This window comes from Cellulomonas humilata (genome assembly GCF_030814415.1).
GTDB lineage: Bacteria > Actinomycetota > Actinomycetes > Actinomycetales > Cellulomonadaceae > Cellulomonas > Cellulomonas humilata_A.
Window position 1 is genome coordinate 50,284 of the sequence record NZ_JAUSVB010000005.1, and the last position, 24,321, is coordinate 74,604.

Genomic DNA, 24,321 nt, shown 5'->3' on the forward strand with positions numbered 1-24,321 from the left:
CGAGCAGCAGGTACGGGCCGATCCAGCCGCGCGTCGAGGGGGCGAGGGAAGTCGCCCACGCATCATGCCCCCGACCACCGACACTCGACGCACGCCGTCGATGGGCTCTCTGACCAGCACAAATACGCCGAACATGACTCGAAACGCCTGAAAGTTCGCTACCGTGCGCGCAGCAACCAGGGCAACGCGAAGGAGCGAGCACGTGGGATACCGGACCAGCACGGACGTGTACTTCCTTGACGCTCCGCCCGAGCGGGTCTGGGAGCTGGTCGCGGACCCGACGGTGATCGAGGAGCTCGTCGCGCACGGAGTCACGTTCGAGCCCGCGCCGGATGGTCCGGTCTCGACGGGCGACACCTGGGTGGAGGTGCACGGGCCCGAGTGCAACGACGACCGGGTGCCGTGGAAGGTGGTCGAGGCGCGCCCGCCGCAGATCGTCCGGCTGCACGGCTGGCAGTCGGCGATGCGTCAGGAGTCGACGTTCGAGCTCACGCCGCACGACGGCGGGACCATCCTCCGCACGCGGCTCACCCTGACGCCGACCCTACGGGGACGCTCCAAGGAGCGACCGCTGACGTGGCTCCTGTTCGCCGTCTGGATCCTCGGGTGGATGGTCGCGCGCGAGCCCGACCTGGTGAAGCAGAACCTCCCGGCACGGCTGCACGCGGTGGACGAGCCCTTGTCGTCATAGGTCGTCACGCGATATATATCGCCCATGGCGTTCCGGATGAGCGAGCAGGCGTACTACGTCCTGCTGTCGCTGGCCGAGGAGCCCCGGCACGGCTACGGCATCGTGCAGGCGGTCAAGGCGATGTCCGACGACCGCGTCCGCCTCGGCGCTGGCACCCTGTACGGCATCCTCGACCGCCTGGTCGAGGCCGGCTACACCGAGGCATCGGGAGAGATCGTCGTCGACGGCCGCGTCCGCCGCTACTACCGGCTCACCCCCGACGGCATGGCGGCCCTCACCGCCGAGACCGCCCGCCTGACCGACCTCGCGTCTCTGGCACGACGCGTGATCGCCGCCCGACCGACATCCCGCCCCGCCCTCGGGACGGCCTGATGCGCAGCCTGGACCGGTCCGCGGCGTTCTGGCTGCGCGCCTACCCACCGGCCTGGCGGACGCAGCGCGCCGACGAGGTGACCGCTGTCCTGGTCGACCTCGCGCCCGACGGGGCACGACGGCTCGACGCCCGCACCGCCCTCGGCCTGCTGCGCGGTGGGGTCGCGACGCGCTGGCGGCTGACCCCGCCCCTGCGCGTCTACCTGCCGTACCGGATGCTCGACATCCGGGTCCCGGCGCAGTACCGGGAGTGGGTGCACCAGGACATCGCGACGCCCGGTGCCATGCGCCGGAACCTGACGGGCCGCCTCTGGCTGTTCGCCTTCCCGATCTACAACGCCCTGACGACCGACGCCCGGGACGTCACCCTCGTGATGTGGACGGTCGTGGGCGTCGCACTCCTCGCGACGCTGCTGTGCGTCCGCCCGGGCTTCGGGGTGCGGCGGAGGCTGCAGCACCACGCGGGCACGGGATCCAGAGTCCTCGGCTCGTCGGTCTGGGTGCGCACGTCCCGTGCGCGGGTGTCGGCCGGGCCGGGCGCTCGGGTGCTGGTGCTCCTGCTCGCGGTCGGCGCGGTGGCCTGGTCCGCCGCCGCGGTCCTCGCCCCGACGCGTCTCGGTGCGGTCCCGTGCGACGCTGCCGGTGCGCTGGCGTGCTGGGAGACCGTCGTCGTGGAGCGGGACTCCGCCGCCCTGATCACCGCCCCGATCGCGGCCGCGGCCCTCGCCGGCATCGCGATCGCGGTCGCGGTCCACCGACGCCTGGGCCGCCACCTCGCCGACCGGCCGGACCAGCCCGCGCGGCACCTCGTCGGTCTGGCGCCCCACGCCGGCGTCGGCTTCACCCTGTGGGCGGGGCTCATCATCGCGGAGGCGTGGGCGGAGGCAACGGGTGCCTGGGTGCTCTCGCTCTCCGCGGTCGCCGCTCCGGCGTGCCTCCTGCTGCTCCCGGCGGCCGTCGTCGTCTGGCTCCGGTCCCGCACGGCGCCGGACCTCGCCCTCGTCGACCTCCGGCACGTCGCGTGGACGGGCCGCCCGGTGCAGGTGGACCGGTACGACACGGAGCTCGTTCCCGCCCTCGCTCAGGAGAGCCGATGACCATCGACCCGCGCTTCGAGCGCTCCGTGCGCCGGTGGCTGCGGGCCTACCCGCGTCGTTGGCGACTCCGGAGGGCCGACGAGATGGTCGCGCTGCTCGCGGACCTCGCCGCCCCGGGAGCGACGCGCGTCGACGCGCGGACGGCCGCGGGGCTGGTCCGCGCGGGGTGGGCGACGCGCGCGCGGACCCGGCCGCCGCTGCGGCACGCGCTCGCGTACCGGCTGCTCGACCGTCGCGTGCCGGCCCAGCACCGGGGCTGGGTCCGCGACGACCTCGAGGGGGCGTGCGCGCCGCTGCGGGTGCTGGTCAACGTGTCGGCGGTGGTTCTCGTCGTCTCGGTGCTCCTGCCCCTGGCGACCGGGGGGCGGCCGCACGCACCGTCGGCCGGCACGATGGCGGTCGTGCTGGGGATGTCCGTCGGCCTGCTGTCGCGCGGTCCGTGGCAGCAGCGCAAGCAGTCCCGCAAGCACCTGGTCGCGGAGCCGGGCGAGGAGGTCACGGCCGACACCCTCCTGTTCGGGATGGTCATGCGCGACCGGCTGACGGCGCGCGGGACGGCGGGGATGCTCGTGGTCGCCGTCGGGGTCGTCGGACTGTCGGCCGTCGTCGCGTGCCTCGTGGCTCCCACGAGGCTCGGTGTCGAGGGGTGCGGGGCCGGCTGCTTCGGGACGGTCACGGACCGGCGTGCCGGTGCGTCGCCCGTGCTCCTGGCCGTGCTCGGCGTTGCGCTCCTCGTAGGCGTGCTCGGATCGGTCCTCGCCGCTCGCCGCCTACGACGGCTGGTTCCCGCACGGCACCCGCAGCACGCCCGACGGCTGGTTCCTCCGACGGTGCGGCACGGCATGCTGCTCGGGACGATCAGCCTCAACGTGGTCGGCATCGCCTGGATCGAAGGGACGGGGCGCGCGGACCTCTTCTTCTCCGTCGGGGTCGCGGCGGGTGCGCTGCTGACCCTGCCCGCACTGCTGATGGCCTGGCGCGCCGCCCGGACCGGCCCCGCCGATCTCGCGCTAGTCGATGTCCTGAGGATCGCCAGGGCGGGCACCGTCCCGCCCGTCGACACCTACCGCGAGGGCCTCGTCCCCGCGCTGGTCTCCACCGACTGAGCACCTGGACCGGGCTCCGGCGCGCACTGGCTAGAATCGCCGCGACCCCCCACCGCCGCGCGAACACCTGGAGCCCTTTCGTGGGACGAGTCGTCGTCGATGTCATGCCGAAGCCCGAGATCCTCGACCCGCAGGGCAAGGCCGTCGCCGGCGCCCTGCCGCGGCTCGGGTTCGGGCAGTTCGCGTCCGTCCGTCAGGGCAAGCGGTTCGAGCTCGAGGTCGACGGGCCGGTGACCGAGGAGATCCTCGCCGCGGCTCGTGAGGCCGGCGAGCACGTGCTGTCCAACCCGGTCATCGAGGACGTGGTCGCGGTCTACGAGGACACCGAGGCATGACTCGCATCGGCGTCGTCACCTTCCCCGGCACGCTCGACGACCGCGACGCCGCCCGCGCGGTCCGCCTCGCGGGCGCCGAGGCCGTCTCCCTGTGGCACGGTGACGCCGACCTGCACGGGGTCGACGCGGTCGTCCTGCCCGGTGGCTTCTCCTACGGCGACTACCTGCGCGCCGGTGCCATCAGCCGGTTCGCGCCGGTCATGGGCGAGATCGTCGACGCCGCGCACAAGGGTCTGCCGGTGCTGGGCATCTGCAACGGCTTCCAGGTCCTCACCGAGGCGCACCTGCTGCCCGGCTCGATGATCAAGAACGACCACCTGCACTTCGTGTGCCGCGAGCAGGTCCTCTCGGTCGACAACGTCGACACGGCCTGGACCCGCGACTACACGGCGGGGGAGCACATCACGATCCCGCTGAAGAACCAGGACGGGCAGTACGTCGCCGACGAGCACACGCTCGACGAGCTGGAGGGCGAGGGCCGCGTGGTCTTCCGCTACCAGGGCTGGAACCCGAACGGGTCGCGCCGCGGCATCGCCGGGATCTCGAACGCGGCGGGCAACGTCGTCGGCCTCATGCCGCACCCCGAGCACGCGGTCGAGCCCGGCTTCGGGCCGGACGGTGCCCAGGGTCCGCGCACCGGCACGGACGGGCTGCGCTTCTTCACGTCGGTCCTCAAGGCCCTCGTCGGCTGAGCGTTGACCACCAGCATCACGCTCGTCGACTGGGACGACCCCGACGCCCTCCGCCTGCGCACCGCCCAGCAGGCTGAGCTGCTCGCCCTGTACGGCGAGGAGGACATCGGCGCCTCGATGACCGGCGAGAGCATCGTCGCGATGCTCCTCGTGCGGGTCGACGGCGAGGCCGTGGCGTGTGGCGCGATCCGCGACGCGTCCGCCGAGCTCGGCGAGGGCGTCGGCGAGCTGAAGCGCATGTTCGTCACCCCGGAGCACCGCGGCCGCGGGCACTCCCGCGCGGTGGTCCGGGAGCTCGAGCGTCTCGCGCTGGACAAGGGCTTCCACCGGCTCGTCCTGGAGACCGGCGTGCTGCAGGCGTCGGCGATCGGGCTCTACCTGAGCGAGGGCTACCGCTCGATCCCGAACTTCGGTGAGTACGCGGCCGAGTCTGAGTCGCGCTGCTTCGGCAAGGACCTCGGACCGACACCCGCCAGGACCCCTGGCACCGGCCAGCGGCCCACCGTCACGCTCACGCACGCCGAGTGGTCCGACCCCGTGGCGACGGCGCTGCGCCTGGCGATGTGGCGGGACATCGAGGTGCGGTACCCGGAGATCGCCGCGAGCACCCCGGGCGGTTTCGACGTCGACGATCCCCGGCAGGGCGTCGGTGCCCTGAGCACCGTCCTCGCGTGGATCGACGGCCGCGCGGTCGGTTGTGCGACCCTGCGCGCGGCGCGCGACGGCTATCCCGCCGGTTCGGTCGAGCTCAAGAAGGTCTGGGTCGACGAGTCCGCTCGCGGCTCCGGTGCAGCCCGTGCCCTGCTCGGAGCGATCGAGGACGACGCCCGCGCGCACGGACTGACCTCCGTCGTCCTGCAGACCGGCATCCGACAGCCCGAGGCCGTCTCGTTGTACCTGTCCGCCGGCTACCGACCCGTGGTGCCCTTCTTCGACTTCGCGGGCGACTTCCTCTCGCTCTGGATGGCCAAGGACGTCTGAGCGGCGGCCACCCGGGCGACCTCGGCGAACCGCATCCACTCGTCCTCCAGCGAGGACGGCAGCGCGACCCAGTCGTGGAACAGCCGGCCGCTGTCCCCGGGCGACCACACGGCGGCCCCGGGCAGCGCGAGCGCCTCCGCGAACGCGTCGGTGTCCCGGCCGAGCTTCACCGCGAGCCTGTCCCCGCCCACGTGCGCGGCGAACATGGTCGACCGGACCTTGAGGATCGGCCGCCCCATCATCTGTGCGCGCGTGGCGCCGCGGGCGACCAGGTCGTCGGCCATCGCCTCGTAGTCGCTCTCCATGGTCCGAGCATGCCCGGTGCCTCCGACATGCGGCAGCCGCGACCCCGACCTACCGTGGCCGGGCCGCCGCGGTCAGCAGCCCCGTGAGCGCGCTGGTGGAGGAGGACGCATGACGCACGACGACGACATCGCCACGGTGGCCGGTCTGATCAAGGACGCGAAGATCGCGATGCTCACGACGGTGGGCGCGGACGGCTCGCTGGTCAGCCGGCCGATGGGGGTGCAGGACGTGGACTTCGACGGGGACCTCTGGTTCTTCGCCGACGCCGACAGCCACAAGGTGCACGAGATCGAGGCGGGCAGCCCCGCGAACGCCGCGTTCGCGGACTCGACCGCGTGGGTCTCGGTGTCGGGTCCGGCCGAGGTGGTCCGCGACGTCGCCAAGAACCGCGAGCTCTGGGGCGCGACGGCCGAGGCCTGGTTCCCCGACGGACCGGAGACCCCCGGCCTGGTGCTCGTGGTCGTGCACGGGCAGACCGCCGAGTACTGGCACGCCAAGGGCGGCCGCCTGACGACGGCGTTCAGCCTGGTCAAGGCCAAGGTCACCGGGGAGCGCTACGACGGCGGCGAGAACGAGACGGTGCAGCTCTAGCCCGCGAGCGTGCCCAGGGCCTGCGCGAGGTCGTCGATCAGGTCCGCCGGATCCTCGAGCCCCACCGACAGCCGCACTGTCGACTCCGCGATGCCGACCGCCGCACGCCCCTCGGGACCGAGCTTGCGGTGCGTCGTCGTCGCCGGGTGCGTGATGAGCGACTTGGCGTCGCCGAGGTTGTTGGAGATGTCGACGACCCGCAGGGCGTCCAGGACCCCGAAGGTGACCTTCTTGGCGACGTCGGGGGTGGCTCCCTCGGGCACGGCGAGGTTGAACGTGACGACGGTGCCGCCCCCGGTCTGCTGCGCGCGGGCGAGCTCGTGCTGCGGGTGCGACGGCAGGTACGGGTAGCGGACGAGCGAGACGCCGGGCTGCTGCTCGATCCACGTCGCGACCTGCAGGGCCGACGAGGTCTGGTGGCGCACGCGCAGCGACAGCGTCTCCAGGCCCTTGAGCAGCACCCACGCGTTGAACGCGGACAGCGACGGGCCGGTGTTGCGGATGAGGGTCTGCACCGGGCCGTGGATGTACTCGTCGGTGCCGAGGATCGCGCCGCCGAGCACCCGGCCCTGCCCGTCGATGTGCTTGGTCGCGGAGTACACGACCACGTCGGCGCCGAACTCCAGCGGCCGGGACAGCACGGGGGTGGCGAAGACGTTGTCGACGATGACCGTGGCGCCTGCGGCGTGCGCGAGCCGGCTGACCGCCGCGATGTCGACGAGGTCCTGCATCGGGTTGGACGGGGTCTCGAAGAACACGACGTCGGCCGGCGTGGACAGCGCGGCCTCCCACTGGTCGAGCTCGTGCCCGTCGACGTAGTCGGTGCGCACACCCCACTTGGCCAGGATCTCCTCGAAGATCACGACGGTGGACCCGAACAGCGCCCGCGCGGAGACGATGCGCGAGCCGGACTCGACCAGGGCGGCGATCGCGGTGAACACCGCGGACATGCCCGACGCGGTGGCGAAGGCTGCCTCGGCGCCCTCGAGCAGGCGCAGGCGCTCCTCGAAGGTGGAGACCGTGGGGTTGCCGTAGCGGGAGTAGAGGAACCGGTCGGCGTCGCCGGCGAACGCGGCCTCGGCCTCGGCGGCGCTGGAGTAGACGAAGCCCTGCGTGAGGAACAGTGCCTCGGAGGTCTCCTGGAACTGGCTGCGGACCAGCCCGCCGCGCACCGCGAGGGTGTCGGGGCGCAGGTCGGTGCCGGGGGTGCGCCGGTCGTCCCAGTCGCTCGGACCGGGGACGCGCGCGGCGCTCACGCCTGCCGCCAGGGGAGACCGGCGGCGCGCCAGCCCGAGTGCCCGCGGTGGCCGTCGGGGCCGACGTCGCCCTCGAAGCCCTCGAGCACGTTGTACGCCGGGCCGAGGCCCGCGGCGGTCGCTGCCTGCGCGGCGGCGACCGAGCGCACGCCCGACCGGCAGAGGAACACGACGGGCCGGCCGGCCGCGACGCCGGCCTCGGCGAGCTGCTTGAGGAACTGCGGGTTCGGGCGTCCCGACGGGTAGGAGACCCACTCGACCAGGGCCGCGCGACCGTCGAGGGGCGCGGAGTCGGGGATGCCGACGTAGCGCCACTCGGCGTCGGTCCGGACGTCGACGAGCACCGCGCTCTGGTCGGACGTCAGGAGGTCCCAGGCCTGCTGGGGGGTCAGGTCGCCGGCGTAGCTCATACGGGCCTCGTCTCGTAGGTGGTGGCAGAGGGCAGGATCACGGCCTGCGCGACGATGACGTGCTCGCCGTCGAACGTCGCGGCCGGGCTGCCGTAGAGGACGTAGCCCTCGTCCAGCGAGCGGTGACGCGGTCGCAGAACGCGGCGTCGTCGGGACCGGTCAGCAGCCGGTAGCGCCGGGGCTCCGGGGGTACAGCAGTCATGTCGCCTCTCCATCGGTCCTGGCGGTAGCACCCTCGGCCGGGCACAGGGTGCCCGCGGGTTGCTGCGGCGTCGTCGAGCCAGATCTCTCAGCCGCTCTGGATGGTGGCCGTGATGCTACGCGCGGCGGCACGCACGCTCCAAGTGGTGGACAAGTCGTCCCGTCAGGCGAGACGGTTCGCGTGCCACGTTGACAGGCCCCGGGAGGTGCCGGGACCCTCGTCACAGGTCATGAGCGCCAGCGTCAAGCCCCGGCTCGCTGGCCGGCAACCCTCCTCCGCGGTGGGGTGCCCCGGGTGACGACCTGGCTGCGTCCCGTCCGGGATGCGGCAAGCGCGGGGTTCCACCACAGCCGGTGTCCCCCCGGAACGTGTCGGAGGACCATCATGACCGTCATCGCCGAGCGCCTCTCGTGTGCCTCCGTCGACGAGGTGGGCGCCCTGCTCCCGGTCGTCGGCGGCACCACCACCGTGCCCCTGGTCGACGGCACGCAGCGCGTCTACGCCAACCTGGACTACGCCGCCAGCGCCCCGGCCCTCGAGGCCGTCGCCGCCCGCGTGACGGAGGTGCTGCCGCTGTACGCGTCGGTGCACCGCGGCGCCGGCTACCTGTCGCAGGTGTCCACGGCCCTGTACGAGTCGGCCCGCCAGACGGTCGCGCGGTTCGTGGACGCGCGTCCCGACGACGTCGCGATCATCACGCGCAACACCACGGACTCGCTCAACCTGCTGGCGGGCGTGGTCCCCGAGGGCGGTCGCGTCCTGGTGCTGGACGTCGAGCACCACGCGAACCTGCTGCCGTGGGTCCAGTCGAGCGAGCGCCACGGCAACCGCACGACGATCCTGCCGATCAAGAGCACGGTCGCCGCGACCCTCGACGCGTTGCGGTCCGAGCTCGCGCGCCAGCCGTACGCGCTGGTCACGATCACGGGCGCGTCCAACGTGACGGGGGAGGCGCTGCCGATCGACGAGGTCGTCGCGCTCGCGCACGCCGAGGGCGCCCGCGTGGCCGTCGACGGCGCGCAGCTGGTCCCGCACCGCGGCTTCTCGCTCGCGGCCACGAGCGCTGACTACATCGCGTTCTCCGGCCACAAGACCTACGCACCGTTCGGTGCGGGGGTCCTCGTCGGACGACGGGACTGGCTCGACACGGGCACGCCGTACCTCGCAGGGGGAGGTGCGGTGCGCGACGTGCGTGCCGACCGGACCGTCTGGCAGCCCGCCCCGGCGCGCCACGAGGCCGGGTCGCCCAACGTCATCGGCGCCATCGCCCTCGCGGAGGCGTGCGACCAGCTTGCCTCGCTGCCGGCGGGTGCCCTGGCGGCGCACGAGGAGGCACTGCGTGAGCGGTTGGTCTCCGGTCTGTCGGGGATCGACGGCGTCGAGATCGCGCGCATCTGGCCGGACTCGCAGGCGCCCGTCGGCGTGCTCACGTTCACGGTGCCTGATCACGACCCGGGTCTCGTCGCGGCGTACCTGGCGGCCGAGCACGGCATCGGCGTCCGCGACGGTCGGTTCTGCGCGCACCCGCTCCTGGCGCACCTGGGCGCGTCCAACGGCGCGATCCGCGCGTCGGTGGGCGTCGGCACGACGAGCGAGGCGGTCGACCGCCTCATCGTCGCGCTCACGCAGTACCTGTCCACGGGTCCCGCGGTCCGCTACGAGGTCGTCGACGGCTGCTGGGCGGTCGTCGAGGACACCCGCCCCCTGCTCGCTGTCCACGGCCTGGACCACCTGGCGGCCACCGCCGCGGCAGCGTGCGGCCCGGCCCTGGACGACTGAAGCACTGCGCCGAGCTCGTTGAACCGCGCGCCCGAGCAGCGCGAGTCCGTCGGCCGAGCCGCGCCGCGAGATCGGCAGTTGGCGACGAGATCGGCAGTTGCAACTGACGATCTCGTCCGAAACTCACGACCTAGGCGACGTCACGACGTGGGCGAGTGCATCTCGAGGGCCGGTTCCGGACGAAGGGGACACAGGGCGTCCTCCCGGGCGCCCGCGCGGTGCGGCGCAGGGGCGTCGGCCGTGACCGTCGTCCGCAGGAGCCCACCATGAGGATCCGCCGCACGCTCTCCGCTCTCGTCGCCGCCGGTGTCGCCGCCGGTGCAGGACTCGCCCTCGCACCAGCAGCAAGCGCCGCAGCACCCACGGGAACGTCCAGCCTGGCCGCCCTGCTCGCCTCCGACGGCGACACGTTCGACCGGAGCTGGCGGGACTTCGACATCCTCGACCAGGCCGTCGGCGCGGTGCTCGCCGCCAAGCCGGGCAGCCCGGTCGCGGTCCTCGCGGACGGCACCGTCCCGCTCACCGCCTTCCTGCCGACCGACCGCGCGTTCCAGCTCCTGGCCAAGGACCTCACGCACCGCTGGTACGGCAGCGAGCAGGAGGTCCTGACGGCGCTCGCGGGTGCCGTGGGCATCGACGCGATCGAGCAGGTGCTGCTCTACCACGTGGTCCCGGGCGCGACGATCGACTCCGGCACGGCGCTGGCCAGCGACAATGCCGTGCTGACCACCGCGCAGGGCGCCACGTTCACCGTCGACGTCCTCTCGAAGCGGTGGGGGATCGTGCAGCTGCGCGACCAGGACCGCAACGACCTCAACCCGTTCCTCATCCCCGGCAAGCTGGACCTCAACGCGGGCAACGTCCAGATCGCGCACGCCATCACGTTCGTCCTGCGCCCCGCGGACCTCTGAGCACCGGACGGTCAGGTCGTGCCAGCATCGACGGATGCTGCACGACCTGACCCTCGAGGGCCACGGCACCCGGCTGGTCCCGCTGGCCGACGAGCACGCCGAGCCGCTGTCCGCATTCGTCGACGACCGGCTGTGGGCGGGGATGTCGTCGCCGACGCCCGACACCCCGGCGGCGATGCGCACGGAGATCCGGGCCGCCCACGAGGCGCCCAGCCGGTTGGCGTTCGCGGTCCTGGACAGCGCCACGGGCGAGGTCCGCGGCTCGACCTCGTTCTACGACTGGGAACCGCGGATCGGACGCGTCGAGATCGGGTACACGTACTACGCCCCGCGCTGGTGGGGCACCACGAACAACCCCGCCTGCAAGCTGCTGATGCTCACGCAGGCGTTCGAGACGTGGGGCTGCGCCCGCGTGGCGTTGCGTGCCGACGCCCGCAACGCCCGCTCGATCGCGGCGATCCTCCGCCTCGGCGCGGTGCCGGAGGGTGTCCTGCGCAGCCACCGCCTGGCACCGGACGGCACCCGCGGCGACAGCGCGTACTTCTCGATCCTCCCCGACGAGTGGCCCGCGGTCCGCGCCGGCCTGGAGGCCCGGCTCAGCGCAGCGAGGTGACCGAGCCGGTCAGGTGCGGCTTGCCGGAGCGGGCGTCCCAGCCGGCGAACGTGAAGTCCTCCGACGAACGCGCGATCCGCACGGTGACGGTCCCGGGCAGCAGCACCGGCTTCACGAACTCGACCGACCACGCGAACGCGTCCCCGCGCCCGGCACCCACGTCGGCGAGCGCGCGCGACGCGGTGTACATGCCGTGCGCGATGGCCCGCGGGAATCCGAGCAGCTTGGCCGACAGCGCGGACAGGTGGATCGGGTTGCGGTCGCCGGAGACGGCCGCGTACCGACGTCCGACGTCGCCGTCGAGCTTCCACCGCCCGGTGGGGGTGGGCGGGACGAAGGTGTCCGACGACTCCTCGACGGGCCCCGCGAGGAACAGCCCCCGCGCGAGGTAGGTGGACACCCCGCGCCACGCGACCGACCCGTCGACGGACACCTCGGTCACCAGGTCCACCTGCGTGCCGGACCGGTGCCCTCGCAGGTCGGTGGCGGTCGCGCGGACGTCGAGGACGTCGGTGAGCAGGACCGGCCGCAGCTGCGTCACGCGGTTGGCCAGGTGGACCAGGCCGACCAGCGGCAGCGGGAAGTCGTTCCGGACCATGAGCGCGGTCGCGACGGGGAACGCCAGCACGTGCACGAACCCGGCGGGCAGCGCGTCCGACGCGGACTCGCCGAGGAGGTGCTGGTACTCCGTCAGGTGCTCCGACGACGCCTGCACCCCGCGGACGAGGTACTCGACGTCGGGCAGCACCGACGGCCCGGACCGCACGCGCCGCGCCAGGGAGAGCCCGGCGCCGCGCGTGAACAGCCCGCCGAGTGCGGGGACCTCCGGCAGGACGACGGTCGCCGTCACTGGCCCACCATGTTCTGCCCGCACACGCGCAGCACGCGTCCGACCACGCCGCCGGCGGCGGGGGAGGCCAGGAACGCCACGGTCTCGGCGACGTCCACCGGCTGCCCGCCCTGCTGCAGCGAGTTGAGCCGGCGAGCCACCTGCCGCGTGACGGCGGGGATGCGCGCGGTCATCTCGGTCTCGATGAACCCGGGGGCGACCGCGTTGGCGGTCCCGCCGAACGCTTCGAGCAGCGGCGCGGTCGCCCGGACCATGCCGATGACCCCACCCTTCGACGCGGCGTAGTTGGTCTGCCCGCGGTTGCCGGCGATGCCCGAGGTCGACGCGAGCGACACGATCCGCGGCGCATCGGTGAAGTCGCCGGACGTCAGGAGCGCCTCGTTGATGCGCAGCTGCGACGCGATGTTCACCGCGAGGACCGAGTCCCACTTGTCGGGGGTCATGTTGGCCAGCAGCTTGTCGCGGGTGATCCCGGCGTTGTGCACGACGATGTCGAGCCGCCCGTGCCGCTGCAGCGCGTGCTCGAGGATCCGTGCCCCGGCGTCGTCGGCCGTGACGTCGAGCTGCAGCGCGGTCCCGCGGACGCGGTTGGCGACGGTCACCAGCTGCTCCCCGGCGGCGGGGACGTCGACCGCGACGACGGTGGCACCGTCGCGGGCGAGGGTGTCGGCGATCGACGCGCCGATGCCCCGGGCCGCCCCGGTGACGACGGCGACGCGGCCGGCCAGCGGCTTCTCCCAGTCGGACGGCAGCGAGCCGGCGGCCGAGTCGATGGCGAGCAGCTGACCGTCGACGAACGCGGACTTGGTGGACAGGAAGAACCGCAGCGCGCCGACGACGGACGGCGCGGTGACCGGGACGTCGGCCGCGAGCACCAGACCGTTGCCGGTCGACCCGCCGCGCAGCTCCTTGGCCAGCGACCGCAGCAGCCCGTCGACGCCCTGACGTGCGGCGGCGACCGCGGGGGCGTCGTCGGCACGCGGTGCGCGCGAGACGGTGACGACGCGCGCGCCCTTCGGGAGCGACTTGAGCACGGAACCGACGGCCAGCACCGGCTCCGACAGCTGGTCGGGGTGCGTCAGCTCGGTCAGCGCGAGGACGACCGCCGAGTACCGCGTGCCGGGCGTCGCGTGCCGGTGGACGTCGAGGTCCCAGTCGGCGGACAGGAAGCCGGCGAGCGCGTCGGACTCCGACCCGCGTCCGAGCACCAGCACCGCGCCCTGCAGGAGCGGCTGTCCAGGCTCGTAGCGACGCAGGGGAGCGGGCTGGGGCAGTCCGAGCTGCTTCGCGACCTTCTTGGTGAAGCCGCTGTTGACCAGGTTCAGGTAGGTGTCGCTCATGGTCAGGCCGCCTCGAGGATCGCGGTGAGGCCCAGCCCGCCGGCTGCGCACACGGACACCAGCGCCCGGACCGGCCGGTCGGAGCCGGACTCGACCTTGCGTCGGTGCAGCTCCTTGCTGATGGTCGCGATGATCCGCCCGCCCGTCGCGGCGAACGGGTGCCCCGCGGCCAGCGACGACCCGTGCACGTTGAGCTTGGCGCGGTCGACGGTCCCGAAGGCGCCGTCCAGGCCGAGCCGGGTGCGCCCGAACTCCTCGGACTCCCACGCAGCCAGCGTCGTCAGCACGGTCGCGGCGAACGCCTCGTGGATCTCGATGTAGTCCAGGTCGTCCAGCGTCAGCCCGTTGCGGGCCAGCAGGCGCGGCACGGCGAACGCGGGGGCCATGAGCAGCCCGTCGTCCCCGTGCACGAAGTCGACCGCACCGGCCTCGGCGTCGATGACCGAGGCGAGCGGGACCAGGTCGTGCGCGGCGGCCCACTCGGCCGACCCGAGCAGCACCGTCGAGGCGCCGTCGGACAGCGGCGTCGAGTTGCCGGCCGTCATCGTCGCGGGGGTGTCCAGGCCGAGCCCGAACGCGGGCTTGAGCTTCGCCAGCTTCTCCAGCGAGGAGTCGGCGCGCAGGTTGGCGTCGCGCGTCAGCCCCCGGAACGGGGTGACCAGGTCGTCGAAGAACCCGGAGTCGTAGGCGGCGGCGAGGCGCTGGTGGCTGGCGAGTGCGACCTCGTCCTGCGCAGCCTGCGTGATCTCCCACTGCGCGGTGGTGAGCGCCTGGTGCTCGCCCATCGACAGGTGCGTGCGCGGCTCGCCGGTGTTCGGGGCGACGGGCGCGAGGTCCTTCGGGCGGATCTTCGCGACGGCCGCGAACTTCTGGCCGACGGTCTTCGCGCGGGAGAGGTCGAGCAGCGCGCGGCGCAGGCGGTTGCTGACGGCGATCGGAGCGTCCGACGTGGAGTCGACGCCGCCGGCGATCGCGGACTCGAGCTGGCCCAGGCGGATCTTGTTGCTCAGCGAGACGACGGTCTCCAGACCGGTCGCGCAGGCCTGCTGCACGTCGTACGCGGGAGTCTCGGCCGAGAGTGCCGACCCGAGGACGGCCTCGCGGGTGAGGTTGAAGTCCTTGCTGTGCTTGAGCACGGCACCCGCGGCGACCTCGCCGATGCGCTCGCCCTGCAGCCCGTACCGGGCGACGAGCCCGTCGATCGCGGCGGTGAGCATGTCCTGGTTGCTGGCGCGCACGTAGGGGCCGCCCGCGCGGGCGAAGGGGATCCGGTTGCCGCCGAGCACGTAGGCCCTGCGTACCTCGGTCGTGGGGGTGGTGGGGCGTGCCATGGGGCGCGTTCCTCTCGCTTCGTCGCTGAGCGGGGACCGAGCGCAGCGGCTCGATGATGATGACGTGGTGTCCGAAACCCACAGTACCTGATACCTTCGGTCTCGTGAGCCCTGTCACACCGGGCCCGTCGAAGGCGACGGCCCTCACCCTGTTGAACTCCGAGGCCGGTCGTGCGCGACCGGCCCTTCCGACGCCGCCCACGAGGCGCCCTGCTGACGACGCCTTCGCGGCCGACGGTCGGTCCACCCGGTGGGCCGACCACCGCGAGGCCCGCCGCGCCGAGCTGGTGCGCATCGCCCGCCGGACCGTCCACCACAAGGGCCCCGACGTGTCGATGGAGGAGATCGCGGCCGCCGCGGGCACCTCCAAGTCGATCGTCTACCGGTACTTCGCGGACAAGACCGGCCTGCAGATCGCGGTCGCCGAGGCGGTCGTGCTGCAGATCCAGGGGGCGCTCGAGGGCGTCCTGCGGATCGCGCCGACCCCCCGCGACGGCCTGCGGGCGATGGTCGCGGTGTACCTCGAGATGATCGAGTCGTCGCCCAACGTCTACGCGTTCGTGACGCGCAACGGCTCGGTCGAGTCGGGCGGCCCGCTCGGGCACTTCCTCGACTCGGTCACCGCGCTGGTCGCCGCCCCGTTCGCCCGCGGGCTGACCGAGGAGCACGCGGACGGTCGTCGGACCGCGCGCCGTCCCGAAGGGGGCGAGGTCGCGGATGACGACGCCCTCGCCGCCCGCGTCGCCCTGGCCGAGTCCTGGGCCGCCGGCGCCGTCGGCTTCGTCCGCGGTTCCGGCGAGTGGTGGCTGGCCCACCGCAACGAGCCCGCCAGCCCGGACCGAGAAGAGCTCACCGCCCAGGTCGCCGCATGGCTCTGGGCCGGACCCGTCGGGCTCCTTGCCCGTGACCGCAACCGCACGACCCACGAGGAGTCCCGATGACCACGACCAGCACCCGCCCCACCGTCGAGACTCCCGAGGCCGGCGACCCCCGCCTGGACGCCGACGTCACCAACGTCGACATCGCCCACCTCAGCGAGGTGCTGCTCGGCCACTACCCCGAGCTGCGGCTGGCGGCGCGCAAGCTCATGGCCGACGAGCGGTTCCACCGGATCGAGGGCCAGACGCTGGTCGACCACCGCGAGCGGGTCATCGGCCAGCTCCGCCTGCTCGCCGCCGAGGGCGACGTGCACCGGTCGTTCCCCGAGCGGTTCGGCGGCCACGAGGACCACGGCGGCTTCCTCGCCCGGTTCGAGGAGCTGACGCACGCGGACCCGTCGCTGCAGATCAAGTCGGGCGTGCAGTGGGGCCTGTTCGCGTCCGCGATCTACCACCTGGGCACCGAGCGCAACCACGACGAGTTCCTGGCCGACGCTCTGTCGGTCAAGGTCCCGGGCGCCTTCGCGATGACGGAGACGGGCCATGGCTCGGACGTCGCCGCCATCGGCACCACCGCCACGTACGACCCGGCGACGCAGGAGTTCGTCATCCACACGCCGTTCCGTGCGGCGTGGAAGGACTACCTCGGGAACGCCGGGGTGCACGGCACGGCGGCCACCGTCTTCGCGCGACTGATCACGGCCGGCACCGACCACGGCGTGCACGCGTTCTACGTCCCGATCCGCGACGAGGACACGATGGAGTTCCTCCCGGGCGTCGGCGGTGAGGACGACGGGCTCAAGGGCGGTCTGAACGGGATCGACAACGGCCGGCTCTGGTTCGATCAGGTCCGTGTCCCGCGCACCAACCTGCTCAACCGGTACGGCGACGTCGACGAGGCCGGGACGTACTCGTCGCCCATCGCGAGCCCCGGCCGCCGCTTCTTCACGATGCTCGGCACCCTGGTCCAGGGCCGCGTCTCCCTCGACGGTGCCGCGGTCACCGCCGCCCGCGTGGGCCTGACCATCGCGATCACGTACGGCAACCAGCGCCGGCAGTTCAACGGCGCGTCGCCCACCGACGAGATCGTCATCCTCGACTACGCCGAGCACCAGCGCCGCCTGCTCCCGCTGCTCGCCGAGACGTACGCCGCCGGGTTCGCGCACGAGGACCTGCTCGCCGCGTTCGACGACGTGTTCTCCGGCCGCAACGACACCCCGGAGACCCGCGAGGACCTCGAGACGCTCGCCGCGGCGCTCAAGCCGGCGTCGACGTGGCACGCGCTGAACACGCTCCAGGTCGCCCGCGAGGCGTGCGGCGGGGCCGGGTTCCTCGCGGAGAACCGGATCACCGGGCTGCGCGCCGACATGGACGTGTACGCGACGTTCGAGGGCGACAACACCGTCCTGCTGCAGCTCGTCGGCAAGCGCCTGCTCACGGACTACTCGAAGAGCTTCAAGCACCTGGACGCGACCAAGGTCGCCCGCATGGTGGCCGAGCGCGCGTCCGACGCCGCCCGGTACCGCACGCCGCTGCACCGGGCCGTGCAGACCATCGCCGACGTCGGTGACCCGCGCCGTTCGGCCGGTCAGCTGCGCGAGACGGCGACCCAGCGCGAGCTGCTGGTGGACCGCGTCGAGACGATGGTCGCGGAGATCGCCCAGGCGCTCCGCCCCGCGCAGAAGGCCGACCCGGCGACGGCTGCGGCCCTGTTCAACGCCCACCAGCACGAGCTCGTCCAGGCGGCCCGCGCGCACGCCGAGCTGGTCCAGTGGGAGTCGTTCACCGCGGCGCTGGAGCGCGTCACCGACCCGGGCACCCGCCAGATCCTCACGTGGGTGCGGGACCTGTTCGGGCTCACCGTCATCGAGCGGAACCTCACCTGGTACCTGCTCAACGGCCGGCTGTCCGCGGGTCGCGCCCGCACGGTCACGTCGTACATCGACCGCCTGCTGGCCCGCCTCCGCCCGCACGCGCAGAGCCTGGTCGACGCGTTCGGCTACGAGCAGGCGCACCTGCGCGCACCGATCGCGTCGGGCGCCGAGCAGGACCGGCAGGACGAGGCCCGCGCCTACTACCGGGCGCAGCGTGCGTCGGGCGACGCGCCTGTCCCGGAGAAGCACAAGCGCTGACCGCGCGCACTGCACCGACGCAGGGTCACGACCCTGCGTCGGTGTCCTGTGCCCAGCGCCGGACGGGTTCCGGCGGCAGGTCGGACCCCGGCGTGTGTGCGGTGACCCGGGAGCCGGCGAGCGCCCAGACCTCGAGGAGCCGGCGGACGCTCTGCGGCAGACCGTCGACGCGGATGCCGTCCTCGACGTCGACGACCGTGCCGGCCGCCCCCGCGACCTGGTTGTCGCCCCACACCGAACCGGCGGCGTAGACGAGGTACAGGTCCGCCTCGGTCAGGTTCGCCGAGCGGAGGTCGGCGCCGTCGAGCCACGTCTTCACCAGGAACGAGCGCGACAGGTCGGCCCCGGTGAGGTCGGCGCCCGTCAGGTCCGCCCTGATCAGCGTGCACCCGCGAAGCACGGCCCCCCGAGCCCGGACCCGGTCGAGGTGCGCCTTCTTGAGGTACGCACCGGACAGGTCGGCACCGGACAGGTCCGCGCCGACGAGCCAGGCGTGACCGAGGTCCGCACCGCGGAGGTCCGCCCCGGACAGGTCGGCTCCCGAGAGATCGGCACCGGACAGGTCGGCACCGGGCCCCACCTCGATCACGACGATCAGCCCTTGCGCCCGGCTCGGCGGGTCTTGGCGATCCAGCCGACGACGATGCCGAGCGCGAACGTGATCGCGAGGATCACCCACAGCGGCATCGCGAAGTGGGTGAACACGAGGCTGAACTCGACCTCGTCCCGGTTGGCGGCGATGACGACGACCGTGACCACCACGATGACGATCGCGAGCCACCGGCGCTTGAGGAACGCGACGAACGAGCTCTCCTGCGGGGCGGTCGACGCTCCGGACATGTGCCACTACCTCCGTGCCGGGAGGGGCCTGCTTCCCCTCGTCGTCCGCCAGTCTGGCGCGCTCAGGGGTTGCAGCGCTCGCGGATCATCTCGATGACGTCGACGTCGGGCCGCCACGGTTCCAGGTTCCAGGTGGCCTTGTCCGGGGCGCCGAGCTCGTGGCACTCGAGCTGCGCCTTCATGCCGGGCGTGTCGGCGTCCGGCGCGAGTGCCACGACCTGCGCCCACAGACCCTCCTGCGCGGCCAGTCCGCGGGCACGGGCCCACGCGCTGGGCGTCACCGCGAGCGAGCGTCCGCCCTCGGCCTCGCCCCAGACGGCGCTCTCGACGGCGACGGAGGTGAACCAGAGGCCGGCGGCGTCGTCGAGCCGGACGACGTCGGGCCCCACCTGGACCAGCGCGCTGCCCCACGGGTCGGTGGTCAGGCCCGCGACGAACGCGCCGACGCCGTCGCGGACGGCGGCGGTCCCGTCGGTCAGGGCCGCGATCGTCAGGCCCTCGGGAGCGGCGATCAGCACGCCGCCGGGGACTGCGGCACGCGCGGAGCCGTCGGGGTCGACCGTCACCGCGAGACCGGGCACGGAGACGGTGAGCGTCACGGCGCCGGAGGTGACCGGGGTGCCGGTCGTGCGGATCACGGTGGGGTCCGTCGGGTCCGCGGTGGGTGTCGGCGTGGCCGACGGGGACGCGGGCGGCGAGGGCGCCGAGAGCCCAGCGGGGTCCGAGCTGCAGCCCACCAGCACGAGGGCGGCCATCGCTGCGACGAGGGCTGCCTGTGTTCTCACCCTCGGAAAGGTACCGGCCCGTCCGCGAGCCAGACGCACTCCGACGGGGTGACGATCGTCGGCTCGGCGCCGGGACGGCTGCGAGCGACCACGGAGGCCCCGGTCGGCAGCCGCCAGGGGCGCGACGAGGTGTTGAGCACGACGAGGGCGTCGCCGCGGCGGCCGACGAGCACCCCGGGCCGGGCGTCCTGCCAGGTCAGGTCCTCCGACGTCCACAGGGTCCGGCGTGCGGCGAGCGCCCGGTGCAGCACCGCCCAGGTCGAGCCGGGGTCGGCCTCCTGCCGGTCCCGGGCGTACTGGGGCCAGGTGGACGGGATCGGGAGCCACGGGGTGCCCGTCGTGAAGCCGACGCCTGGCCCGGCTGCCCACGGCAGCGGCACCCGGGCACCGTCCCGGTTGGGCAGCGTGCCTGCGGACCGCAGCGACTGCGGGTCCTGCCACTGCTCCGGAGGCACGTCGGCGTCGGGCAGGCCCAGCTCGTCGCCCGCGTAGAGGTAGAACGCCCCGGGCAGAGCGAGCAGGAACAGGTGCAGGGCCAGCGCGCGCTCGGGTCCGAGCCGGGTCGCGACGCGGGCGATGTCGTGGTTGCCGGCCACCCATGCGGGCAGGGCGCCGACTGCTCGATGCGCCGCGAGCTGGGCGTCGACGGTCCGGCGCAGGGCCGCGGCGGACCAGGGCGTGCGCAGGACGTCGAACGCGAACGCCTGGCCCAGCTCGTCGGGCCGGGCGAACGCCGCAGTCCGCTCGGGCGGTCCCCAGGCCTCGGCGACCGCGGGCGCATCGCCCAGCACGCGGCGCCACGACCGGTAGATGTCGTGCACCTCGGTGCGGTCCCAGTGCGGGTGCTGGGCGCTGCGGCGCACCTCGCCGTACGCGGGGTCCTTGGCCAGCCCGCCGGCGACGTCGACCCGAAATCCGTCGACCCCGCGGTCCAGCCAGAACCGCAGGGTGGCGACGAAGTCCGCCTGCACCACCGGGTCGGCCCAGTTCAGGTCCGGCTGCTCGGGGGCGAACAGGTGCAGGTACCAGTCGCCGTCGGGCAGGGGTGACCAGGCAGAGCCGCCGAACATCGAGCGCCACCGGGTCGGCGTGGACCGGACGTGGAACCGCGAACGCTCAGGGCCGCCGGCCTTTGCGGCGACGAACCACGGGTGCTGGTCGGACACGTGGTTGGGGACCAGGTCCATGAGCACCCGCAGCCCGCGCTCGTGCGCCGCTCCCAGGAACGTGTCGAACGCCGCGAGGTCCCCGAACAGCGGGTCGATGTCGCGGTGGTCGGCCACGTCGTACCCGTGGTCGGCCTGCGGCGAGCGATACACCGGCGTGAGCCAGACCGCGTCGACGCCCAGGCGGGCGACGGCGTCGAGCCCGGCGGTCAGACCCACCAGGTCACCGACGCCGTCGCCGTCACCGTCCAGGAAGGACCGGACGTAGACCTGGTAGACGACGGCATTGCGCCACCAGGAAGTCACACGCGAACCAGCTCGATCAACACGATCGAGGGGTTCGGCAGGTCGACGTCCAGGGACGACCCGTCGAGCGGGCGCTCCGTGACGGCGAGCTGGTCCGCCGCCCGCAGGGCCGCCCACTGCTCGTCCGTGGGCCAGTCGGCGCCGTCGGACATCGAGGACCACAGGGCCGCGATGTTCGAGTGCTCGGCGTCGACCCGGGACTCGCGCACGGTCCACTCCCCGTCGGGGAGGCCGTCGAGCGCCACGTGAGCGGTGCGCGCCAGGGCATCGGACCCGTCGACCTTGGACTGGTCGAGAGTGCCGTTCCACAGCGCGATGGCCACGCGGTCGTCGTCGCGCGACGCCCACACCTCCACCAGGCTGTCCGCGCCGTCGCCGGTCACGGTCGCCGCGACCTCGTCGCGACCCAGCTGCTCGAGCAGCCACAACCCCCACCACCGCGGCTTGCGCAGCTCGCCGACGGTCCGCAGCCCGAACCCGCCGTGCAGGAGCCGCGGCGGACGGCCCAGCTCCTCGAACTGGTCGGAGACCACCCAGTACGACAGGGCGTCGATGCGCCCGGCGGCCGAGCGCATCCCGCGGACCAGGAACGCCGCGGAGAACACGCCGTCGTTGGCGTTGCCGAAGTGCGTCGGGCTGACCCCCCACTCCGTCCACCAGATCTGCGCGTCCTCGCGACCGTGCCGCGCGAGCGTCGCCCGCATGTCCAGCGGCGCGTTGCCGTAGGTGTGCGTCGACACGAAGTCGACCGGCGCGCCAGAGGAGGCGACGTGCTCGAGGAGCCCGTCCACCCATCCGGCCGCCGCGGTCGACGGCCCGCCGACCACCAGCTGGTCGTCGACCGCGCGCACGGCGTTCACGGTGACGTCGTACAGGCGCCAGAACTCGTCGCGCGTGCCGGACCAGAACACCTCGAGGTTCGGCTCGTTCCAGACCTCGAAGGACCAGCGCGACCGGACCTCGTCCAGCCCGTACCTGTCGACGAGGTGCTGGACGAGATCCGTGATCAGCGCACCCCAGCGGTCCCAGTCCTTCGGCGGCGACACGATCGCGCCGTAGTCGAACACGGTCACGTCCGGGTCGGACGCCAGGTCGCGCGGCATGTACGACAGCTCGACGACGGGCCGCAGGCCGAGCGCGAGGAGCGCGTCGTACGTGGCGTCGACGCCCGTGAAGTCGTGCACGGGCTCGCCGTCGACCTCGCGGTAGACGCCGAGGTCGTCGCACAGGATCGCGTGCGCCCGGACCGTCGACACCCCCAGCTCGTCGTGCGCGGCCCGCAGCGCCGACGTGAGGTCCGCGGAGATGCTCTGCCCGCCGACCGTCTCGTCGCTCAGCAGCAGGCTGAGGTGCTCCGAGCCGATCATCGGCCGCCACGGTCGGGGCAGCTCGCGGACCACCGTGCCCAGGTCCACGAGGACCTCGACGCCGGCGTCCTCGAGCTCCAGCGACGCCGCGACGACCTCGGCGCCGGTCGGACCGGTGACGTCCACGTCGGTGACCGTCGCCACCGCGTACCGGTACGCGACCCCGGGCTCGCCGGTGGTGTCCGCGTACGGCCCGTGCGGGACCGCCAGGACGTCGCCGCCCTGGTGGTCCAAGGGCGTGCCGTCGCGGACCACCTGGTACCCGACCGCGCCGTCGACCGGCTCCCAGTGCAGGGTCACCTGCCCGACCCCCGGCGAGGCGTACAGCCCCGCCGGGGGAGCGAGCACCGGGATCTGCCCGGCGGCGGTGGTGTCGGAGCGACGACCGATCCTGTTCTCCCAGTCCGTGCGTGCCCCGGTCACTTGATCACCCCCGCGCTGAACTCCTCCTGGCCGATGAGCGGTCGCAGGACCTTCTCCACCTGGCGGGTGCCGAACGACTCGTGCAGCACGTTCCCGCCGAGCACGTTGCCCAGCGCGCCCAGGACCATGCCCTGGTCGAGCGACAGGTAGCGCTTGGCCTGGGTGTTGGAGCGGACCGCGACGGAGTCGTAGAACCCGCCGTCGCCGTACGCGCCGAGCACCGTCTCGATGTTGCGCAGGTTGTCGACGGCCTCGCGCGGTGCGTACGGCAGCGCGAGGAAGGACGCGTGCGGGGTCACGACGCCGTCACCGAACGTCGGCGTCGGGTTGGTCGCCTCGCGGCAGCCCTCGTAGCCCGCATCCACGTTCGTCTTCTCCGCGTCCGACGGGTACCCGCCCGGGTCCATGCCGATCGCGTCGACGCCGTACACGTTGTACGTGCCGAACGGGTCGCTGGCGGGGGAGAAGCCCCAGTAGCCGTAGCCGGCCTCGACCATGCCGTGCTCGATGTGCGCGCGGACCGCGAGCGGGTGGTTGACGCCCCAGCTCTTCGGGGCCCACTCGGACTCCGGCACGAACAGATCGGGCATGAGCTCCTCGAACATGTCCCCGCCCCAGCTCGGGACGATGTGCATGCCGCGGTACGTGAACGCACCCTCGAACACCTCGAGGCCCTCGTACGTGCGGGTCACGCCGACCGGGCGCTGCTCCAGCCAGGACCAGTCACAGCTGGCCGGGAACGTGCGGTTGGTGGCGAAGTAGTGCGCGGGCGGGACCTGGCCGCGCACGATGCCGATGTAGCTGGCGATCCGCGGCTCGGAGTTCGTGATGTCGTAGTGGTGGCAGGTGAACAGCACCGTCGACCCGGCGACGTCGCCCGGTTGCGTGCACTGCTCCGGGTTCGGCGGGTCGACCCAGAACCCGCCGCGCATCATGCCCGGACGGGCGCCGCCGAACTGGTTCGCGTCGTAGAACGCACCGAAGTTCATCGGCTCCAGGAGGGCGTTCGCCTGGCGGCGCAGCGACGGCTCGGCGGACGCGACGACCATGAGCGCCGCGGCCATCCACCCGTTGTCGACCGTGGACAGGAACGGGTAGACCGTCTCGCCCGTGGGGAACTCGGTGAGCTTGGCGCCCGTGGCCTCGTCGTACCAGTTGTAGAACATGCCGCTCGGCTCGTGGCGCTCCATCGTGGCGACAGTCGCCAGCGTCTGCGCCATGCGCTTGCGGGCCTCACGCTTGCTGATCACCCCGAGCTCCTGGGCGGAGATCGTGGACCACAGGTAGGCGCCGATGTTCGTCGGCGAGGTGTAGCCGGACCGGGTGGCCGGGTCCAGCGACGCGTCGATGTTGTCGGCCGGGAGGCCCGTGGTCTCGTCCGTCATGGCGACGAACGAGGTCCACGTGTCCTGCGCCCAGCGGTGCAGGTCGGCGCGGTCCTGCCGGGTCAGGCCGAGGTCGTCGGGGTGGTGCCGGCCGCCTGCGGAGGCGGTCGTGGCACCGGTGAGGAGCAGTGCGGTCGCGGCCGTGGCAGCCGCGAGGGATCGGAGTCTCATCGTTG

General features: G+C 73.1%; 25 protein-coding genes, 1 pseudogene and 2 riboswitches. Of the genes and pseudogenes, 13 read left to right on the forward strand and 13 right to left on the reverse strand.

All coding sequences use genetic code 11. The features are described 5' to 3' along the window. The first annotated feature begins 202 nt into the window (after positions 1-202). From J2X26_RS16530 to J2X26_RS16560, 7 genes are all read left to right on the forward strand, one after another. Positions 203-691 (forward strand): SRPBCC family protein, encoded by a 489-nt coding sequence (locus tag J2X26_RS16530; RefSeq protein WP_307493804.1) that lies wholly within the window; start codon positions 203-205, stop codon positions 689-691. Between the two features lie 36 nt (positions 692-727). Beyond that, positions 728-1,063: a PadR family transcriptional regulator gene (locus J2X26_RS16535; protein WP_307493805.1), complete on the forward strand. Its 336-nt coding sequence runs from the start codon at positions 728-730 to the stop codon at positions 1,061-1,063. Then, positions 1,063-2,160: a hypothetical protein gene (locus J2X26_RS16540; protein WP_307493806.1), complete on the forward strand. Its 1,098-nt coding sequence runs from the start codon at positions 1,063-1,065 to the stop codon at positions 2,158-2,160. Before J2X26_RS16535 ends, J2X26_RS16540 begins: the two co-directional genes overlap by 1 nt. Further along, positions 2,157-3,266, forward strand: a complete 1,110-nt coding sequence (locus tag J2X26_RS16545) for a hypothetical protein (protein ID WP_307493807.1) — start codon at positions 2,157-2,159, stop codon at positions 3,264-3,266. The genes J2X26_RS16540 and J2X26_RS16545 overlap by 4 nt, the downstream gene beginning before the upstream one ends. Positions 3,267-3,346: 80 nt before the next feature. Beyond that, on the forward strand, positions 3,347-3,601 hold the full coding sequence (gene purS / locus J2X26_RS16550) for a phosphoribosylformylglycinamidine synthase subunit PurS (RefSeq protein WP_055918563.1): 255 nt from the start codon (positions 3,347-3,349) through the stop codon (positions 3,599-3,601). Beyond that, positions 3,598-4,293: a phosphoribosylformylglycinamidine synthase subunit PurQ gene (purQ, locus tag J2X26_RS16555; protein ID WP_307493808.1), complete on the forward strand. Its 696-nt coding sequence runs from the start codon at positions 3,598-3,600 to the stop codon at positions 4,291-4,293. Before purS ends, purQ begins: the two co-directional genes overlap by 4 nt. A 3-nt stretch (positions 4,294-4,296) precedes the next feature. After that, positions 4,297-5,274: a GNAT family N-acetyltransferase gene (locus J2X26_RS16560; RefSeq protein ID WP_307493809.1), complete on the forward strand. Its 978-nt coding sequence runs from the start codon at positions 4,297-4,299 to the stop codon at positions 5,272-5,274. On the opposite strand, the gene J2X26_RS16565 is transcribed toward J2X26_RS16560, so the two are convergent. Next, the gene (locus tag J2X26_RS16565) at positions 5,202-5,579 is read right to left on the reverse strand and encodes a hypothetical protein (protein WP_307493810.1); all 378 of its coding nucleotides are present in this window, start codon (positions 5,577-5,579) and stop codon (positions 5,202-5,204) included. The genes J2X26_RS16560 and J2X26_RS16565 overlap by 73 nt on opposite strands. 109 nt (positions 5,580-5,688) lie before the next feature. On the opposite strand from J2X26_RS16565, the gene J2X26_RS16570 reads away from it, so the two are divergent. Continuing rightward, positions 5,689-6,171, forward strand: a complete 483-nt coding sequence (locus tag J2X26_RS16570; RefSeq protein WP_307493811.1) for a pyridoxamine 5'-phosphate oxidase family protein — start codon at positions 5,689-5,691, stop codon at positions 6,169-6,171. On the opposite strand, the gene J2X26_RS16575 is transcribed toward J2X26_RS16570, so the two are convergent. The 3 genes and pseudogenes from J2X26_RS16575 to J2X26_RS16585 all read right to left on the reverse strand — a co-directional run bounded on the left by J2X26_RS16575 (position 6,168) and on the right by J2X26_RS16585 (position 8,039). Continuing rightward, a complete protein-coding gene (locus J2X26_RS16575; protein WP_307493812.1) occupies positions 6,168-7,427 on the reverse strand; it encodes an O-succinylhomoserine sulfhydrylase in 1,260 nt (419 codons plus the stop codon). The two genes, J2X26_RS16570 and J2X26_RS16575, sit on opposite strands and share 4 nt — an antisense overlap. Next, on the reverse strand, positions 7,424-7,837 hold the full coding sequence (locus J2X26_RS16580) for a rhodanese-like domain-containing protein (protein WP_307493813.1): 414 nt from the start codon (positions 7,835-7,837) through the stop codon (positions 7,424-7,426). Before J2X26_RS16580 ends, J2X26_RS16575 begins: the two co-directional genes overlap by 4 nt. Continuing rightward, positions 7,834-8,039 (reverse strand): annotated as a pseudogene (locus J2X26_RS16585) (DUF1737 domain-containing protein). Before J2X26_RS16585 ends, J2X26_RS16580 begins: the two are co-directional and overlap by 4 nt. A 6-nt stretch (positions 8,040-8,045) precedes the next feature. Continuing rightward, positions 8,046-8,146: riboswitch (SAM riboswitch) on the reverse strand. 118 nt (positions 8,147-8,264) lie between these two features. After that, a riboswitch (SAM riboswitch) is annotated at positions 8,265-8,379 on the forward strand. A 44-nt stretch (positions 8,380-8,423) separates the two neighbouring features. On the opposite strand from J2X26_RS16585, the gene J2X26_RS16590 reads away from it, so the two are divergent. From J2X26_RS16590 to J2X26_RS16600, 3 genes are all read left to right on the forward strand, one after another. Next, positions 8,424-9,818 (forward strand): aminotransferase class V-fold PLP-dependent enzyme, encoded by a 1,395-nt coding sequence (locus J2X26_RS16590; protein WP_307493814.1) that lies wholly within the window; start codon positions 8,424-8,426, stop codon positions 9,816-9,818. Between the two features lie 266 nt (positions 9,819-10,084). Continuing rightward, positions 10,085-10,729, forward strand: a complete 645-nt coding sequence (locus J2X26_RS16595) for a fasciclin domain-containing protein (protein WP_307493815.1) — start codon at positions 10,085-10,087, stop codon at positions 10,727-10,729. 34 nt (positions 10,730-10,763) lie between these two features. After that, complete coding sequence (locus J2X26_RS16600; protein WP_307493816.1) at positions 10,764-11,342, forward strand: GNAT family N-acetyltransferase; 579 nt, start codon at positions 10,764-10,766, stop codon at positions 11,340-11,342. Here the strand turns inward: J2X26_RS16600 and J2X26_RS16605 are convergent. From J2X26_RS16605 to J2X26_RS16615, 3 genes are read right to left on the reverse strand one after another with little or no spacing between them, the layout of a single operon-like run. Continuing rightward, positions 11,326-12,192, reverse strand: a complete 867-nt coding sequence (locus J2X26_RS16605) for a MaoC/PaaZ C-terminal domain-containing protein (RefSeq protein WP_307493817.1) — start codon at positions 12,190-12,192, stop codon at positions 11,326-11,328. The genes J2X26_RS16600 and J2X26_RS16605 overlap by 17 nt on opposite strands. Then, a complete protein-coding gene (locus tag J2X26_RS16610) occupies positions 12,189-13,532 on the reverse strand; it encodes a 3-oxoacyl-ACP reductase (protein WP_307493818.1) in 1,344 nt (447 codons plus the stop codon). The genes J2X26_RS16605 and J2X26_RS16610 overlap by 4 nt, the downstream gene beginning before the upstream one ends. Positions 13,533-13,534: 2 nt before the next feature. Continuing rightward, complete coding sequence (locus J2X26_RS16615; RefSeq protein WP_307493819.1) at positions 13,535-14,863, reverse strand: acetyl-CoA C-acetyltransferase; 1,329 nt, start codon at positions 14,861-14,863, stop codon at positions 13,535-13,537. 104 nt (positions 14,864-14,967) lie between these two features. On the opposite strand from J2X26_RS16615, the gene J2X26_RS16620 reads away from it, so the two are divergent. After that, complete coding sequence (locus J2X26_RS16620) at positions 14,968-15,804, forward strand: TetR/AcrR family transcriptional regulator (RefSeq protein WP_307493820.1); 837 nt, start codon at positions 14,968-14,970, stop codon at positions 15,802-15,804. After that, positions 15,801-17,873: an acyl-CoA dehydrogenase family protein gene (locus tag J2X26_RS16625; RefSeq protein ID WP_307493821.1), complete on the forward strand. Its 2,073-nt coding sequence runs from the start codon at positions 15,801-15,803 to the stop codon at positions 17,871-17,873. The genes J2X26_RS16620 and J2X26_RS16625 overlap by 4 nt, the downstream gene beginning before the upstream one ends. A 25-nt stretch (positions 17,874-17,898) precedes the next feature. Here J2X26_RS16625 and J2X26_RS16630 read toward each other — a convergent pair whose 3' ends face one another. The 6 genes from J2X26_RS16630 to J2X26_RS16655 form a co-directional block, all read right to left on the reverse strand. Then, on the reverse strand, positions 17,899-18,462 hold the full coding sequence (locus J2X26_RS16630; RefSeq protein ID WP_307493822.1) for a pentapeptide repeat-containing protein: 564 nt from the start codon (positions 18,460-18,462) through the stop codon (positions 17,899-17,901). A 5-nt stretch (positions 18,463-18,467) separates the two neighbouring features. Then, positions 18,468-18,713, reverse strand: coding sequence for a LapA family protein (locus J2X26_RS16635; protein ID WP_307493823.1), 246 nt, complete (start codon positions 18,711-18,713; stop codon positions 18,468-18,470). Positions 18,714-18,775: 62 nt separating this feature from the next. Beyond that, complete coding sequence (locus tag J2X26_RS16640; protein WP_307493824.1) at positions 18,776-19,498, reverse strand: DUF2599 domain-containing protein; 723 nt, start codon at positions 19,496-19,498, stop codon at positions 18,776-18,778. Next, complete coding sequence (locus J2X26_RS16645; protein ID WP_307493825.1) at positions 19,495-20,970, reverse strand: alpha-amylase family glycosyl hydrolase; 1,476 nt, start codon at positions 20,968-20,970, stop codon at positions 19,495-19,497. The genes J2X26_RS16640 and J2X26_RS16645 overlap by 4 nt, the downstream gene beginning before the upstream one ends. Continuing rightward, positions 20,967-22,760, reverse strand: coding sequence for a GH39 family glycosyl hydrolase (locus tag J2X26_RS16650; protein WP_307493826.1), 1,794 nt, complete (start codon positions 22,758-22,760; stop codon positions 20,967-20,969). Before J2X26_RS16650 ends, J2X26_RS16645 begins: the two co-directional genes overlap by 4 nt. Continuing rightward, positions 22,757-24,316 (reverse strand): glucoamylase family protein, encoded by a 1,560-nt coding sequence (locus tag J2X26_RS16655; RefSeq protein WP_307493827.1) that lies wholly within the window; start codon positions 24,314-24,316, stop codon positions 22,757-22,759. The genes J2X26_RS16650 and J2X26_RS16655 overlap by 4 nt, the downstream gene beginning before the upstream one ends. Between the last annotated feature and the right edge of the window lie 5 nt (positions 24,317-24,321).